Annotated in this window: 15 protein-coding genes; all 15 read left to right on the top strand. The window is 62.8% G+C overall.

Annotated features, from left to right (window positions below):
• Window positions 1–15: 15 nt before the first annotated feature.
• The 15 genes from secA (at window position 16) to folP (ending at window position 15,986) form a co-directional block, all read left to right on the top strand.
• Entirely contained in the window at window positions 16–2,757 is a 2,742-nt protein-coding gene (secA, locus tag GLX_RS07075; protein WP_014105303.1) for a preprotein translocase subunit SecA, read from the top strand.
• 60 nt (window positions 2,758–2,817) lie between these two features.
• Window positions 2,818–3,567, top strand: coding sequence for a YebC/PmpR family DNA-binding transcriptional regulator (locus tag GLX_RS07070; RefSeq protein ID WP_014105302.1), 750 nt, complete (start codon window positions 2,818–2,820; stop codon window positions 3,565–3,567).
• Between the two features lie 8 nt (window positions 3,568–3,575).
• The gene (gene ruvC / locus GLX_RS07065; RefSeq protein ID WP_014105301.1) at window positions 3,576–4,082 is read left to right on the top strand and encodes a crossover junction endodeoxyribonuclease RuvC; all 507 of its coding nucleotides are present in this window, start codon (window positions 3,576–3,578) and stop codon (window positions 4,080–4,082) included.
• Window positions 4,079–4,699, top strand: a complete 621-nt coding sequence (gene ruvA / locus GLX_RS07060) for a Holliday junction branch migration protein RuvA (protein ID WP_014105300.1) — start codon at window positions 4,079–4,081, stop codon at window positions 4,697–4,699. The genes ruvC and ruvA overlap by 4 nt, the downstream gene beginning before the upstream one ends.
• Complete coding sequence (gene ruvB, locus GLX_RS07055; RefSeq protein ID WP_014105299.1) at window positions 4,696–5,739, top strand: Holliday junction branch migration DNA helicase RuvB; 1,044 nt, start codon at window positions 4,696–4,698, stop codon at window positions 5,737–5,739. The genes ruvA and ruvB overlap by 4 nt, the downstream gene beginning before the upstream one ends.
• Window positions 5,740–5,743: 4 nt before the next feature.
• A complete protein-coding gene (locus GLX_RS07050) occupies window positions 5,744–6,163 on the top strand; it encodes a YbgC/FadM family acyl-CoA thioesterase (RefSeq protein ID WP_014105298.1) in 420 nt (139 codons plus the stop codon).
• A gap of 201 nt (window positions 6,164–6,364) precedes the next feature.
• Window positions 6,365–7,030: a protein TolQ gene (gene tolQ / locus GLX_RS07045; protein ID WP_081477879.1), complete on the top strand. Its 666-nt coding sequence runs from the start codon at window positions 6,365–6,367 to the stop codon at window positions 7,028–7,030.
• A gap of 2 nt (window positions 7,031–7,032) precedes the next feature.
• Window positions 7,033–7,470 carry a protein TolR gene (gene tolR / locus GLX_RS07040; RefSeq protein ID WP_014105296.1) on the top strand — a complete coding sequence of 146 codons (438 nt, stop codon included), beginning with the start codon at window positions 7,033–7,035 and terminating at the stop codon, window positions 7,468–7,470.
• A 30-nt stretch (window positions 7,471–7,500) separates the two neighbouring features.
• Window positions 7,501–8,493: a hypothetical protein gene (locus tag GLX_RS07035; RefSeq protein ID WP_014105295.1), complete on the top strand. Its 993-nt coding sequence runs from the start codon at window positions 7,501–7,503 to the stop codon at window positions 8,491–8,493.
• 30 nt (window positions 8,494–8,523) lie between these two features.
• Complete coding sequence (gene tolB / locus GLX_RS07030; RefSeq protein WP_014105294.1) at window positions 8,524–9,894, top strand: Tol-Pal system beta propeller repeat protein TolB; 1,371 nt, start codon at window positions 8,524–8,526, stop codon at window positions 9,892–9,894.
• 248 nt (window positions 9,895–10,142) lie between these two features.
• Window positions 10,143–10,616 (top strand): peptidoglycan-associated lipoprotein Pal, encoded by a 474-nt coding sequence (pal, locus tag GLX_RS07025; protein WP_014105293.1) that lies wholly within the window; start codon window positions 10,143–10,145, stop codon window positions 10,614–10,616.
• A gap of 111 nt (window positions 10,617–10,727) precedes the next feature.
• Window positions 10,728–11,483 (top strand): tol-pal system YbgF family protein, encoded by a 756-nt coding sequence (locus GLX_RS07020; RefSeq protein WP_014105292.1) that lies wholly within the window; start codon window positions 10,728–10,730, stop codon window positions 11,481–11,483.
• A gap of 60 nt (window positions 11,484–11,543) precedes the next feature.
• Window positions 11,544–12,773, top strand: coding sequence for a tRNA lysidine(34) synthetase TilS (gene tilS / locus GLX_RS07015; protein ID WP_050856157.1), 1,230 nt, complete (start codon window positions 11,544–11,546; stop codon window positions 12,771–12,773).
• A 131-nt stretch (window positions 12,774–12,904) separates the two neighbouring features.
• Window positions 12,905–14,848, top strand: a complete 1,944-nt coding sequence (gene ftsH, locus GLX_RS07010) for an ATP-dependent zinc metalloprotease FtsH (protein WP_014105290.1) — start codon at window positions 12,905–12,907, stop codon at window positions 14,846–14,848.
• Between the two features lie 100 nt (window positions 14,849–14,948).
• Window positions 14,949–15,986, top strand: coding sequence for a dihydropteroate synthase (gene folP / locus GLX_RS07005; protein ID WP_014105289.1), 1,038 nt, complete (start codon window positions 14,949–14,951; stop codon window positions 15,984–15,986).
• Window positions 15,987–16,035 lie beyond the last annotated feature (49 nt).

Genomic DNA, 16,035 nt, shown 5'->3' with positions numbered 1-16,035 from the left:
TCCGGGAAGGTCTTCATGTTCGCCAGTATTGCCCGCGCCCTGTTCGGAACCGCCAATGACCGGGCGCTGAAATCCTATCAGCGGCGCGTACCCGCAATCAATGCGCTCGAACCGCAGGTCCAGACGCTGGACGATGCGGCCCTCGCCGCCAAGACACCCGAATTCCGTGCCCGCCTGGCCAAGGGAGAAACGCTTGATGCGCTGCTGCCCGAAGCCTTTGCCGTCTGCCGTGAGGCTGCGAAGCGGGTGCTGGGCATGCGTCATTTCGACGTGCAGCTGATCGGTGGTATGGTCCTGCATGATGGCAAGATTGCGGAAATGCGCACCGGCGAGGGCAAGACCCTTGTCGCCACCCTTGCCGTCTACCTGAGTGCCCTGGCCGGCCAGGGTGTGCATGTGGTGACCGTGAACGACTACCTTGCCAGCCGCGATGCCGAGCAGATGGGCCAGTTGTACAGCTTCCTGGGGCTGAGTGTCGGCGTGGTCGTGCCCAACATGCCCGAGGACGAGCGCCGTGCCGCCTACCGTGCCGATATAACCTACGGCACCAACAATGAATTCGGCTTCGACTACCTGCGCGATAACATGAAATATCGCGTGGAAGACATGGTCCAGCGTCCCTTCCACCACGCGATCGTGGATGAGGTCGATTCGATCCTGATCGACGAAGCACGCACCCCGCTCATCATTTCTGGCCCGGCGGAGGACAGTTCCAGCCTTTACCGCTCGGTCGATGAAGTGATGACCGCACTGGTGGTAGACCCGCAAGCGTATGAAAAGGACGAAAAGTTCCGCTCCGTCATCCTGACGGAAAAAGGCGCGGAACAGGTGGAAGACCTGCTGCGCACAGCCGGCGTGCTGCATGATGGCGGCCTGTATGACAGCCAGAACGTGGCGGTGATCCACCATGTGCAGCAGTCACTGCGTGCCCATACGTTGTTCACGCGCGATGTGGATTACATTGTGCGTGGCGGCAAGGTGGTCATCATCGACGAGTTCACTGGCCGCATGATGGAAGGCCGCCGCTATTCCGATGGCCTGCACCAGGCGCTGGAAGCCAAGGAACATGTCGAGGTCCAGCAGGAAAATCAGACCCTGGCCTCCATCACGTTCCAGAACTACTTCCGTATGTACCCCCGCCTGTCGGGCATGACCGGCACGGCCATGACGGAAGCAGACGAGTTTGCCGATATCTATAAGCTCGAAGTCATCGAGATCCCGACCAACCTTCCCGTCGCCCGCAAGGATGATGATGATGAGGTTTACCTGACCGCGCGCGAGAAATACGAGGCTGTGGCCGCCCTGATCAAGGAGATCAGCGCTACATCCGGCCAGCCGGTTCTGGTGGGCACCACCTCGATCGAGAAGAGCGAATACCTCTCCTCGCTCCTGCGCAACAACGGCATCCAGCACAACGTGCTCAATGCCCGATTCCATGAACTGGAGGCCGAGATTGTGGCCCAGGCGGGTGCGCCGGGTGCCATTACCATCGCTACCAACATGGCCGGGCGCGGCACTGACATCAAGCTGGGCGGCAATGTGGACATGCTGATCCACCAGCGCCTTGCCGGCATAGAAGACCCGGATGAACGCGCCCGACGCGAGGTGGAACTGCGTGAGAAGGTGGCGGTTGATCACAAGACCGTGCGCGAGGCGGGCGGCCTGTATGTGATCGGCACCGAGCGGCATGAAAGCCGCCGCATCGACAACCAGTTGCGCGGCCGTGCGGGCCGTCAGGGCGATCCGGGCAATTCGCGCTTCTTCATCTCTCTTGAAGATGATCTTATGCGTATCTTCGGCACCGACCGCATGGGCAACATGCTGCAGAAGCTGGGCCTGAAGGAAGGGGAGGCCATCGTCCATCCCTGGATCAACAAGGCACTTGAGCGTGCGCAGAAAAAGGTCGAGGCCCGCAACTTCGACATGCGCAAGAACACGCTCAAATACGATGACGTGATGAATGACCAGCGCAAGGAAGTCTATGCCCAGCGCCGGGAATACATGGCATCGGAAGATGTCTCACCCATCGTCGCCGAAATGCGCGAGGATGTGATCCACGATATGGTGGCCCGCCGCATCCCGGAAAAATCCTTCCCCGAGCAGTGGCTGAAGGATGAACTGGCGCAGGATGTGCAGACAACGCTCAACCTGTCCTTGCCCATCGCGGAATGGGCGAAGGAAGATGGCGTGGACGCGGGCGTCGTGACCGAACGGATCGAGCAGGCGGCGGCGCAGTCGCAGGCCAGCCGGGCGGCCAATTTTGGCCCCTCTGTCATGCGTTATGTTGAAAAGCAGGTGCTGCTCACCACGTTTGATGCGGTGTGGAAGGAACACCTGCTGGCGCTGGACCAACTGCGTCAGGGCATCGGCCTGCGCGCCTATGGCCAGAAGGACCCGCTGAACGAGTTCAAGCACGAGGCATTTGAACTGTTCCACGCCATGCTCGATCACCTGCGCGTACGCGTGACCGGTACCATGGCGCGGGTGGAAATGGCGCCCCCGCCCATCGACAACCCCTTCGCCGGTGTGGCCGAGATCCATTCCGACCCCGAGGTGCCGGGGCTGGAGAACGAGCCCGGTCCGGGCCTGATGCCCGATGCCACGGGCCGCCAGCCGGACCCGGCCATGGCAACGCCAATCGGAGGGGCCGCGATCATGCCCGATGACCCGTCAAGCTGGGGCGAGGTCTCGCGCAATGCCGCCTGCCCGTGCGGGTCGGGCAAGAAATACAAGCACTGCCACGGGCGGCTGGTCTGACCAGCCTGCCCTTGGCAGACAGGCAAGAATAACAGACGATACAGGATTCAGGGACGAACGATGGCGGGTCATTCCCAGTTCAAGAACATCATGCACCGCAAGGGCGCGCAGGACGCCAAGCGGGCCAAGCAGTTTGCCAAGGTCATTCGTGAAATTACCGTGGCCGCGCGCGAAGGCATGCCTGACCCGGCCATGAACCCGCGCCTGCGTGCCGCCATTTCCGCCGCGCGTGAAGTCAACATGCCCAAGGATACGGTCGAGCGCGCGATCAAGAAGGCATCGGGTGCTGGCGGCGGTGATGATTATACCGAGGTCCGGTACGAAGGCTACGGCCCCGCCGGTGTAGCCGTGATCGTGGAAGGGTTGACCGACAACCGCAACCGCACGGCATCCGATGTACGCGCAGCGTTTTCCAAGCATGGCGGCTCGCTGGGGGAGACCAATTCGGTTTCCTTCATGTTCACCCGGCTGGGCGTGATTGCCTATCCGCTTGATGCGGCCAGCGAGGACGACCTGATTGAGGCAGGTCTGGAAGCCGGTGCCGAGAATGTCGAGACTGTGGACGGCATGCATGAAGTGACCTGCCCGGTTGAGTCCTTCTTTGCCGTGCGTGATGCGCTGGAAACCCGTTTTGGCGAACCAGCCTCGGCCAAGCTGGACTGGCGGCCGGGCAATACGGTCGAACTGGACGAGGACAAGGCGCGGAGCGTGTTCAAGCTGATCGACACGCTGGAAGACCATGACGACGTGCAGGCCGTGTATGCCAATTTCGACCTGCCGGATGACGTGGCCGAAAAGCTTTCGGCCTGAGCGGGTCGATGGTCCGCATCCTGGGCATTGACCCCGGCCTGCGTTTTACCGGCTGGGGGGTCATTACCGCGCAGGGCAACCGTCTGGCCCATGTGGCCGATGGGGTGATTGCAACCGACTCGGCACTCAGCGTGCCCGAACGGCTGCGCCACCTGCATGATGCGCTGCTGGAACTGGCCCGCAGCTTTGCCCCCGATGAAGCCGCGGTGGAGGAAACCTACGTCAACCGTAACGGGGCTGCCACGCTCAAGCTGGGCTATGCTCGTGGCGTGGGGCTGCTGGTGCCGATGCTGCTGGATATTCCCGTGTCCGAATACGGGGCAAAAACGGTCAAGCGCGCGGTGGTGGGCACAGGGGCCGCGACAAAGGAACAGGTCAGCATGATGGTCCGCCGGATCCTGCCTACCGCCCTGCTCAAGCGCGCCGATGCGGCGGATGCGCTGGCCGTGGCCATCTGCCATGCCCATCATCGCACCAGTGCCGCCCACATTGCCCGCGCCACGAGAATGGCATGATCGCACAGTTGCGCGGCCTGCTGGCGCAGGTGGAAGCCGACCGCTGCGTGATTGACGTAAGCGGTGTGGGCTATCTTGTGCAGGCATCCAGCCGCACGCTGGCGGTACTGCCCCAGCCGCCGGAACTGGCTTTGGTACTGGTGGAAACCGTGGTGCGCGAGGACGCGATCCTGCTGTACGGCTTTGCCGAGCCATCGGAACGCTCATGGTTCCGTCTGCTGACCACGGTGCAGGGCGTGGGAGCCAAAGTGGCGCTGGCCATCCTGTCGGTTTTGCCGCCGCCTGAACTCATGGTGGCCATCGGGTCGGGTGACAAGGCCATGCTGACCCGCGCAGGCGGCGTGGGTGCGCGACTGGCCCAGCGAATCGTGACTGAACTGCGTGACAAGTGCGAAGGTATGCCCACCGGCGTGGCAGCGGGGGCAGGCGTGGCGGGTGTGACCATTACCATGCCCACGCCGCACAGCATTGCGGCGGATGCGCTGCTTGCGCTGTCTGGCCTTGGCTTCAGGCGCGGGGAGGCGCTGTCGGTGGTGGAACGGGTGATTGAGCGGCATGAAGGCAAGGTAGACCTTGATGTCGTGATCCGTGACGCGCTGAAGGAACTGGCTCGATGAGTGAACTGCCAGAACGCGAGATCGACGCCCGCAGGAGTGAAGAAGACGGCAACGAAGGCACGCTGCGACCCCAGACGCTCGATGATTTTACCGGCCAGAAGGCCAGCCGTGAAAACCTTGCCATCTTCATCGCCGCAGCCCGTCAGCGTGGCGATGCGCTTGACCATGTGCTGTTGCACGGGCCGCCGGGCCTGGGCAAGACCACGCTGGCCCAGATCGTGGCGCGTGAACTTGGCGTAGGCTTTCGCGCCACATCCGGGCCGGTCATCCAGCGTGCGGGTGATCTTGCCGCGATCCTGACCAACCTCCAGCCGCGCGACGTGCTGTTCATTGATGAGATCCACCGCCTGCACCCTGCTATTGAGGAAGTGCTCTACCCGGCGATGGAGGATTTCCAGCTCGACCTGATTATTGGTGAAGGGCCAGCCGCGCGTTCCGTGCGGATCGACCTCTCTCCCTTCACGCTAGTGGCGGCCACCACGCGCGCGGGCCTGCTGGCTACCCCGCTGCGTGACCGGTTCGGCATTCCGCTGCGGTTAGTGTTCTATACGCCGGAAGAGTTGTGCCAGATTGTGACCCGGGGTGCGCGCAAGCTGGAATTCGACCTGACACCGGAAGGGGCGGAGGAAATCGCCCGCCGCTCCCGCGGGACACCACGTATCGCAGGCAGGCTGTTGCGCCGGGTACGCGATTTTGCCGCCGTGGCGCGCGCAGGGCGCGGGCCGGTGGACCGGGTGCTGGCCGATGCCGCACTCTCCCGGCTGGAAGTCGATTCGATGGGGCTGGACAGCATGGACCGCCGCTACTTGCGCCGCATTGCCGAATTCCACCACGGTGGTCCGGTGGGGGTGGAAACGCTGGCTGCCGCCCTGGCTGAAGCCCGTGATACGCTGGAAGACGTGATCGAGCCGTACCTGATCCAGGAAGGGCTTGTGCTGCGGACAAGCCGGGGGCGCATGCTGGGCGAGAGGGGGTGGCGGCATCTGGGCCTTCAACCCCCCGCCCGTACGCCCGGACAGGGCGACCTGCTGGGGGATTGAACCGATGGTGCAACATAATATCGACTTCCGCATCTATTACGAGGATACGGATGCGGGGGGCGTGGTCTATCACGCCCGCTACCTGGGGCTGGCCGAGCGGGCGCGCACCGAGGCCATCCGCGCGCAGGGGCGATCGGCTTCCGATCTGCTGGCTGATTACGGGCTGGCCTTCGTGGTCAGGCAGGCCATCATCGACTACCGCGCGCCGTTGCGGCTGGATGACATCGTGCGCGTTACGACTCGCCTGACCGAACTGGGGGCGGCAAGCTGTCGGCTGTGGCAGGAATTTCACAAGGTGGGAGACGCAGCGGGAACAGGATGTGGCACGCTTGATGTCCGTCTGGCCTGCGTGCGCGCAACAGATGGGCGCGCTGCCCGATTTCCGCCGCCTTGGCGTGATCTGTTACGTGCACTGATCGCGTAAACACCACCAAGTCATGCGTTGTGCAGGGTCTTTTCGTGTCATGGGTTGACCGTGATGCAAGGCTGTGCGGAAAGCAGGTTGGCCGTGACTTGCTAAATGGGCAATCTTCGTGTTTGAGCGAACGGTCAAGGTGGGCAGGAGGCATATTTGGACCAAGCGGTTAATGCGGCAAATCTAGGGGCTGCAGCAGGCGATCTGTCGATGTGGGCATTGTTCATGCATGCATCCATTGTCGTGAAGCTGGTGATGATCGGCCTTGTGACCTGTAGTGTGATTGTATGGGCAATCATTTTCGACAAATTCACGACCGTTCGTCGGGTCAACCGGCTGGCTAATGATTTTGAGGAGCGGTTCTGGGCGGGTGGCAGCCTGGAAGATCTGTACGAATCGGATGGGGCGAAGCCTGTGCACCCTATGGCTGCGGTATTTGGCGCGGCCATGGGTGAATGGCGGCGTTCATCGCGCATATCCGGTATCGACCTTGTGCATGGGGGGGTGCAGGACCGCGTCAACCGCGCCATGGCCATCACCATCACGCGTGAGATGGACCGGCTGAACCGGTGGATCATCTTTCTGGCGACCATCGGGCCGGTGGCTCCCTTCATCGGCCTGTTTGGCACGGTATGGGGCATCATGCACGCCTTCGGCTCGATCGCGGCGATGCATAATACCAACCTGTCGGTTGTGGCTCCTGGTATTTCGGAAGCCCTGTTCGCAACCGCCATCGGCCTGGTCACGGCCATTCCGGCGGTGATCGCCTATAACGTGATCAGCAACAGCATGGGCGTGTTCGAGGACCGGCTGGATGCCTTCGGCACCGAGTTCGCGGCCATCCTGTCACGCCAGTCCGAAGAAAGGGGTGCGTGAGCATGGGGGCAAGCCTGGGCGATCTGCGTGGGCGGCGGCGCAAGCGGCGGCCCATGGCGGAAATCAACGTCACCCCGCTGGTTGACGTGATGTTGGTGCTGCTCATCATTTTCATGGTGACGGCACCGATGATGACAAGCGGCGTGAACGTGGACCTGCCCAAGACCGATGCGGCGCCGGTCAATACCGATACCAAGCCCATCACCGTCTCCATCCGGTCCAATGGCGACCTGTACCTTGGTGATGACCCCGTCTCGCAGGACCAGTTGGTGGACCAGTTGAAGGCGGCTGCCCAGAATGACCGTGAGCACCGCATCTTCGTGCGCGGTGATTCCCATATCGATTATGGCCGCGTCATGCAGGTCATGGGGCAGATCACGGCTGGCGGGTTCACGCATGTAGCCCTTCTTGCACAGCAGCCGCCCGGCGGCGGCCACTGACCTGAACCGCATATCGGGAGCCGTCTAATCGTGGTGCCACCGCGTCGCTCTGAACGTATCCTCATGCGGCGTTCCGTCCTGGTATCGGGCGGCCTGCATGTGGCTCTGCTGCTGACCGTGCTGCTCAGGCTGCCGGTGCCGGTTCCTCCTGAACCGCCACCGCCGCCTACGGTCGAGATGGAATTCGCTGCCGATACCGGCACATCCACCCCGCACAAGGGCGATAAACCCGCGCCCAAACCGGCACCCGCACCTGCGCCGGTAAAGCAGGAAGCGCCGCCGGCACCCACGCCGCCCGAAAAGACCCCCAACGAGGAAGCGGCGCCCCCGCCGCCGCCTCCGCCGCCCATGCCGCCGCCGCAGCAGGCACCCAAGCCGGTGCCCGATGCGCCAACGCCGCCGCGTGAGCAGCAGCCTTCGCCCGATGCGGTCAAGCTGCCGCCCACGCCGGCCAAGGCAGCCCCCGCGCAGGCGCATGCCCCGGTGCCCCCTTCGGCTCAGCCGGACCCCACGGCTGCGCCCAAGGTGCAGGAACACTCAAGCACGACCCAGCCCAATGAGGCGAAGAAGCATGTCCCGGACACGCATTCCCTGCTGGCGACACTGGATTCCTTCCGTGCGGACCAGAAGCAGACCCACCCGCCCAAGGCCCGCGCCAACCCCGTGCAGGGTGGCGCGCCCGATGGCGGCGGCACGCCGGATGGGGATATTACCAGTGCCCTGACATCAACCCAGCAGAAGGCGATCGGCAGTGCCGTACGCCGCTGTTATTCTGAAGATACGGCCGCGCGCAATTATGCCCAGTTCGTGGCGCATCTGGTCGTAACCGTGGATGAGACCGGCACGGCGCGACTGGTGGAATTCGCACCGCAGACACAGGCGCAGATGGACGCGGACCCGTCATACCGTGCGCTGGCGGAACGCGCGCGTGATGCGGTGCTCAGCCCCACCTGTGCCAAGCTGCCCATTCCGCAGAACCTGTTGGGTCAGACCAGACAACTGAAATTCGTATTCCGTCCCTGATATGCAGCGGACGAAGGCGAGGAGAGGAAGATGACGTCAAGAAGCGTAAAGCCACTGATTCCCGATGATGATGCAGCACGCCTGGCAGCAGCATTCAGCCGGCGTGGTTTCATGGGTGCGGGCGTGGCCGGTGGTCTGCTGGCCACACCGCTGTTCGCAGCGGGTTCCGCCCACGCGCAGGCCGCAGGTGAGGCCGAGATTACGGTGGACCAGGCCCGGACGGCACCCATTCCCATTGTCCTGCCCTCACTTGGCAGCGGAGTTGCCCAGCAGATTACCGATGTGATCTCGGCCGATCTGGGCAATTGCGGGCTGTTCCGCCCCATCAGTGCCAGCATGCCGCAGGGCGCGCCAGATTTTGCTTCCTACAAGTCCATGGGCGCACGCGCCGCCGTGACTGGCAAGGTCATTGACCAGGGCGGTTCACTTCGGGTGGAATTCCGCCTGTGGGATGTGCTGGTGGGCAAGCAGATCCAGGGCACGGCCTATACCGCTGCGGCACAGGACTGGCGCCGCATCGCGCATGTGATCGCCGATGTGATCTATAGCCGCATGTTGGGCGAGCAGGGCTACTTCAACTCCCGCATTGCCTATATCGCGCGTTCTGGCCCGCGCGCACACCAGACCACGCGGCTTGCCATTATGGACCAGGACGGGGCGGACAGCCGTTACCTGACCAACGGTCAGTGGCTGACCCTGACCCCGCGCTTCAATCCGGCCAATAGTGAACTGGCATTCATGTCATATGCCAACTACAGGCCGCGTGTTTACCTGTTCAACCTCAATACCGGGCAGCAACGCCTGCTTGGCGATTTTTCCGGTATTTCGTTTGCCCCCCGTTTCTCTCCCGATGGGCGGTCAGTCATCCTGTCGGTCACGCGTGGTGGCGGGTCCGATATCTACCTGGTGGACCTTGCCAGCATGTCGCGGCGGCAGTTGACGGCATCAGGTGCGATTGACACCAGTCCGTCCTTCAGCCCCGACGGGTCACAGATCGTCTTCAACTCCGACCGTGGTGGTTCGCCTCAGCTTTATGTCATGAGCGCAGCAGGCGGGGAGGCAAAGCGGATCTCCTATGGCCATGGGCAGTACGGATCGCCCGTCTGGTCGCCGCGCGGGGACCTGATCGCGTTCTCACGCATCGCCAATGGTAGTTTCTCGCTGGGTGTCATGGCGCCGGACGGAACGGGAGAGCGGATACTGACGCAGGGCTTTACTGTGGAAAGCCCGACTTTCTGCCCCAATGGCCGCGTTCTGGCCTTCTGCCGCCAGAGTGCTTCGGGGAGTGGTGGTGCCGGATTTGCAACAGGTATCAGCACAATTGATATCACCGGCTTCCATGAGCGCGCGCTCCCGGCGGGCAGTGCGTCCGACCCGACATGGTCGCCGCTAAATAAGTAATAAATATCAATATGTTGGGCAGATAGTATGCCGGGATCCCCGTTCTGGACGGATGGCCGGTATGTGTTTGTCCAACATTGACGAAAGCGGGCTTTTCCGTCTATGCTAGTGCCGGTTTCCAGCGATCGCGAGTTTCTGTTTTACAGTTTGTTTGGCAGGGCGCAACGAGACTCGGGACCGTTCCATATTTAAATCCGGAAATTCAACAACTGGTTTCGATCAAAGAAACCGATCCAGGATCAAAAGTAATGAAACTAAAGCTTCTTGGTGCGGCCGGCATGGCCCTTTTCCTCGCCGCCTGTTCCGATCATGCAGACAAGAACGCGAACACGGGCGCAGCCACGCAGCAGCAGGTCGGCCCCGCGCCGGGTAGCGAGGCTGATCTGGTGGCAACGGCGGGCGACCGCGTTCTGTTCGCGCTGAACCAGAGCACGCTGTCGAGCGATTCAAAGGCTGCTCTCGACAAGCAGGCCGCATGGCTGGCCAAGTACCCGCAGGTACACGTGCAGATCGCCGGCAACTGCGATGACCGTGGCACGGAAGAATACAACATCGCACTGGGTGAGCGCCGTGCGAACGCCGCACATGATTACCTGGTGGCGAAGGGTGTTAATGCTTCGCGCATGACCACCATCTCCTATGGCAAGGACCGTCCGACTGCTGTTGGTGACGACGAGTCCTCCTGGGCCCAGAACCGTAACGCTATCACGGCGGTACAGTAAGTCCCTGCCGCCGCTTTCTCAGGCGTGGTAGTATGGAACCGGCCGGGCGTTCATCGCTCGGCCGGTTTTGTTTCAGGTAGGCAGGTGTTGTCATCATAAGGGGTTTGGTTCATGCGGTCTGTAATGTCGGGTTTCCTTTCGGTTGCCTTCCGGTCGTGTCGATGGGGCAGGATGGGCATGCTGGCGGGCGGTATCGCGCTGGCCGGCCTTGGTACGGCACGGGCCGATGACAATAATAACCTGACCCTGCAACTGCTCGACCGTGTCAATACGCTTGAGCAGGAAACGCGCGACATGCGCGGCCAGATTGATCAGTTAAACAATCAGGTCCAGCAGCAGAATGCTGCCATGAACAAGCAGATCGAAGACATGAACTTCGCCATGCAGCATGGCCATGGTGGCGCGGGTGGGGGAGTGCCAGCAACTGCTGCAACTGCCGCAGCCGCCACCGCTGCAACTCCTGCCGCCCCGGCAGTGAAACGCAGCGCGGACGACCTGCTCAAGGCCGGTAACGATGCGCTGATGCAGCAGGATTTTGCAACCGCGCAGACCGATGCGCAGCAGGTGCTCTCCGGCCCCAAATCGGCCAAACAGGTTGATGCGCAGTATCTGCTTGCCCAGTCGCTGGCGGGCCAGAAGCAGTACCGTCAGTCAGCCCTTGCCTATTACGATGCTTATAACCGTGCACCCCATGGCGCAAAGGCACCTAGCGCCCTGCTGGGGGTTGCAGCAACGCTTGTGGCGCTCAATGACAAGGCATCTGCCTGCCAGGCGCTGGACAAGCTGGCCAGCGAGTTTCCCGTACCCGCGCCGCGTATCAAGTCGGCCGAACAGGTCTATCGCAAGCGCGCCAAGTGCAGCAACTGAGTGGCGACGCCGCCGTCCGGCCCGGATGAACCGCTGGGTCTGAGGCATTTCGGCCCTGTCATGGCAGCCCTTGGTCCATGGCCGGGTGCAGGCGTGCCGGTTGCGGTTGCAGTTTCGGGTGGGGCGGACAGCATGGCGCTGGCGGTTCTGGCCCGGCAGTGGCGGCCAGACGTGGTCGGGCTTGTGGTTGATCATGGCCTGCGTGCCGAATCCCGGCGGGAGGCGGAACAGACCATAAGCCGCCTGTCCGCTCTGGGCATGTCCGCACACCTGCTGGTGCTGGCGGGGCTGGAACGCGGCACCCGCATGGCCGAACGTGCCAGGCGCATGCGTTACGCGGCCCTCTTTGCCGCTTGCCGCGAAATCGGGGCGCTGGACCTGCTGGTGGCCCATCATGCGGGCGACCAGGCCGAAACAGTCATGATGCGCAGACGGGCCGCTAGCGGGGATGATGGGTTGGCGGGTATGGCGCTGGCCACCCCCATGCTGGATGTGCGGATTGTCCGGCCTCTGCTGCCCTTTACCAAGCCTGCCCTTTACGCCACGGTGCGTGCGGCGGGTGTAGCATGGGTGGAAGACCCCTCTAACGCGGACCTGCGCACTGAACGGGCTCGCGCGCGGCAGGCATTGGCGCAGGATGGCGAACTTGATGCCGCGCTGAAGACACAGGCCCTGCGCGCGGGGCAGGCCCGCATGGCGCGTGACCGGGCGGATGCAGGCTGGCTGGCCATCCATGCCCGTTTTCACCCCGGTGGGTGGGTGGTGCTTCCCGCAGGGCTGGCGCCCCCCCGGGTGCTGTCGGGTCTGGTTCGGGTTGTGGGGGGGCATGACTATCCCCCTGACCGTGCGCGGATCACTTTACTTGCCCATGCCGCACAACCCGCAACGCTGGCAGGCGTTGCACTCATGCAATGGCGTGAAGGACAGTGGCTTGTAGCACGCGAGGAAGCGGCCATGGCGCCACGCATGCCCGCAGTAGTGGGATGTGTATGGGACCGGCGGTTCGTACTACGTGCCCGTACCCTGCCCCCCGGGTGTGAGGTCGGGGCAGCAGGCCCCGTGGCGGCATGGTGGCCACGCGCGTGGGGAAGGCCTGCATGGCCCGCGCGCGTGCTGCGCACGCTTCCCGCGCTGTGGCTGGGGGGGCAGGTGGTTGCCGTGCCCCATATGGGCGTATGCAGGATGGACTGGGCGGCGGATGCGGTTTTTGCAAACCATCCTCCCCAACCCATGCTGCCGGGGATGCTGTTCGGGGGGACTCAGGGCAATCTGGTGGGCCGGGTGTCATAAAAGGTAATGGATGGGGGTGTGAATATCCCTTGATCGTCCTATGTATGATAGAACTTAGTGAACGTGGCGTCTGCTCATCCGCCTGATCCGGGGCGATGGCGGAAGGGCCAGCGGATGGAACAGTAGGCAAGATGAACAATTTCGGCCGCAACCTGGCCCTGTGGGTTATCATCATCGTCCTGTTGCTGCTGCTGTTTAACGTTTTCCAGCCGGGAAGCGTGCAGCACGCATCGCAGCAACTGGCATATTCCGATTTCATCGGGGACGTGAACAGCGGCCATGTGCGCTCTGTTGTCGTGCAGGAACACAACATTACCGGCACGCTGACCGATGGCACATCGTTCGACACCTATGCGCCGCAGGATCCGACCCTGATCCCCCGCCTGACGGAAAAGGGGATCGAAGTCGCGGCCAAACCGCTTGAGAACGATACCAATCCCTTCCTGCGCTACCTGATCAACTATGCGCCGCTGTTGCTCATGGTGGGTGCGTGGATCTTCATCATGCGTCAGATGCAGTCCGGTGGCGGGCGCGCTATGGGCTTTGGCAAGTCGCGTGCACGCATGCTGACCGAAAAGCAGGGCCGCGTGACGTTTGATGACGTGGCGGGCATTGATGAAGCCAAGAGTGAATTGCAGGAAATCGTGGACTTCCTGCGCGATCCGCAGAAGTTTACCCGTCTGGGTGGCAAGATTCCCAAGGGTGTGCTGCTTGTCGGCCCCCCCGGCACGGGCAAGACGTTGCTGGCCCGTGCCATTGCGGGTGAGGCGAATGTCCCGTTCTTTACCATTTCCGGCTCCGACTTCGTGGAAATGTTCGTAGGCGTGGGTGCATCGCGTGTCCGTGACATGTTTGAACAGGGCAAGAAGGCCGCTCCCTGCATCATCTTCATTGACGAAATCGATGCTGTTGGCCGCCATCGTGGCGCGGGTCTGGGCGGCGGCAATGACGAGCGCGAGCAGACCCTGAACCAGATGCTGGTCGAGATGGACGGTTTTGACAGCAATGAGGGCGTGATCCTGATTGCCGCGACCAACCGCCCCGACGTGCTTGACCCCGCCCTGCTGCGGCCTGGCCGCTTCGACCGGCAGGTTGTGGTGCCCAACCCCGATGTGGCGGGCCGGGAGAAGATCCTGCGCGTGCATATGCGTAAGGTGCCGCTGGCATCTGACGTGGACCCCAAGGTCATTGCCCGTGGCACCCCCGGTTTCTCGGGTGCGGATCTGGCCAACCTTGTCAACGAAGCGGCCCTGATGGCTGCCCGCCTTGGCAAGCGCACGGTTGCCATGCTGGAGTTCGAGAACGCCAAGGACAAGGTGATGATGGGGGCCGAACGCCGGTCGCTTGTCATGACCGAGGATGAAAAGAAGATGACCGCCTATCATGAAGGTGGTCATGCGCTGGTAGGTATCCTGACCCCTGGTTCCGACCCGGTGCACAAGGCTACCATCATTCCACGCGGCCGTGCGCTGGGTATGGTGATGAGCCTGCCGGAGAAGGACCGTTATTCTGAAAGCCGGTCGTGGTGCATCGGCAAACTGACGCTGGCCATGGGTGGGCGTGCGGCGGAAGAAATCATCTTTGGTCCAGATAACGTGTCTACTGGTGCTTCGGGTGACATCAAGATGGCGACCGATGTGGCCCGCCGCATGGTGACCGAATGGGGCATGAGCGAAAAGCTGGGCATGGTTGCCTATGGTGGTAACGGGCAGGAAGTTTTCCTTGGCCATAGTGTGACGCAGAACAAGAATGTGTCTGAAGAGACGGCACGCGAGATCGATAACGAGGTCCGCAAGCTGATTGATGCTGCCTATGACCGCGCCCGGACCCTGCTGCTTGATCATATTGACCAGTTGCACAGGCTTGGTTCCGCCCTGCTGGAATATGAAACCCTGACCGGTGAGGAAATCCGGCAGGTGCTGCGCGGTGAGAAGATCGAGCGCGTGGTGGTGGATGACCCGATGCCGGAAAATCGTCGCCCGTCCGTGCCGCCTTCGGCCCCTTCAGCCCCCGTGGCACCGTTGCCCGTGGCAAAGGGAGATGATGGCGTGGGTACTACGGCCCCGGCGGGCTAGTCCTGCGGGCCTCTGTATGGAGAAAGCATGGCGGGGTGGCCGGTGGCTGTCCCGCCATGTCTGTTTGTAGTGCACCGGAACCGGACCCGCAGGATAAGGCATGGATAACCCGCTGATCGAACCCCTGGCGCTGCTGCGTGGCAGTGCAGCACAGCAGGCCGTGGCGGCGGGGCAGGCGCGCTGGCTGGCAGGGGGACCACACGCCTATGCGCTGGCGCGACTGCTGGGAGGTGATGGCGCGGGGCGGATCGTACCGGCCTGCATGATCGCGCCGCATTGGGCGGAGGCGGCCCTGCGCGTCAGCCTGCCAGCACCTGACGCCGGCCTGCCACCGGGGCCGCAGGTGATGGGGATCATCAACGTGACCCCCGACAGTTTCAGTGATGGCGGGCAGCATTATCGGGTACGCCCGGCCCTTGAATCCATACAAGCCATGTATGCGGCTGGTTGCCGGATTGTTGACATTGGTGGCGAAAGCACCCGCCCCGGTGCCCCGGCTGTGTCCGTGGATGAAGAATGGCGGCGCATCGGGCCGGTCATTCGCGCAGTCAGGGACTGCTCCACACTGGCTGACCTGCGGTTGTCCATTGATACGCGACAGGCTTCGGTCATGGATCGTGCACTCGATGCGGGGGCCGATGTGATCAATGATGTCTCGGCCCTGACCCATGACCCCGCGGCTCGCACGGTGGTGGCGCGTCATGGCTGCCCGGTCATGCTCATGCATATGCGCGGCACGCCGGCCACCATGGCGGCACATGCCGAATATGAAGATGTGGCGGTTGACGTGCTGCGTGAGATATCCGTCCGGGTGGATGAAGCCGTGGCGGCAGGTATTGACCGGGCGCGGATACTGGTTGATCCCGGTATCGGTTTTGCCAAGACCATGGCGGACAATCTGAACCTGCTGGCGCGCCTGCCGCTACTGGCCAATCTGGGTTGCCGGGTTGTCGTGGGGGTATCACGCAAGCGGATGCTGGGCGAGATCTGTCACGAACCCGATGCACTGCTGCGTGATCCGGCCACGGTGGCGGCAAGCCTGTCGGCCATGGTGTTTCCCCATCCCGTGCTGCGTGTTCATAATGTTGGTGCGATGATGCAGGCCGTCCAGGTCAGTCAGGGGCTGGATCGGCCCTGATAGGTAAGGTAGGTCGATGTACGACAGGAACGTATCTGGAGATCCCCGT

The sequence above is a fragment of the Komagataeibacter medellinensis NBRC 3288 genome, assembly GCF_000182745.2.
GTDB lineage: Bacteria > Pseudomonadota > Alphaproteobacteria > Acetobacterales > Acetobacteraceae > Komagataeibacter > Komagataeibacter medellinensis.
The sequence above is the reverse complement of the archived record's forward strand: the minus strand, read 5'-3'. Positions and strand labels throughout refer to the sequence as shown.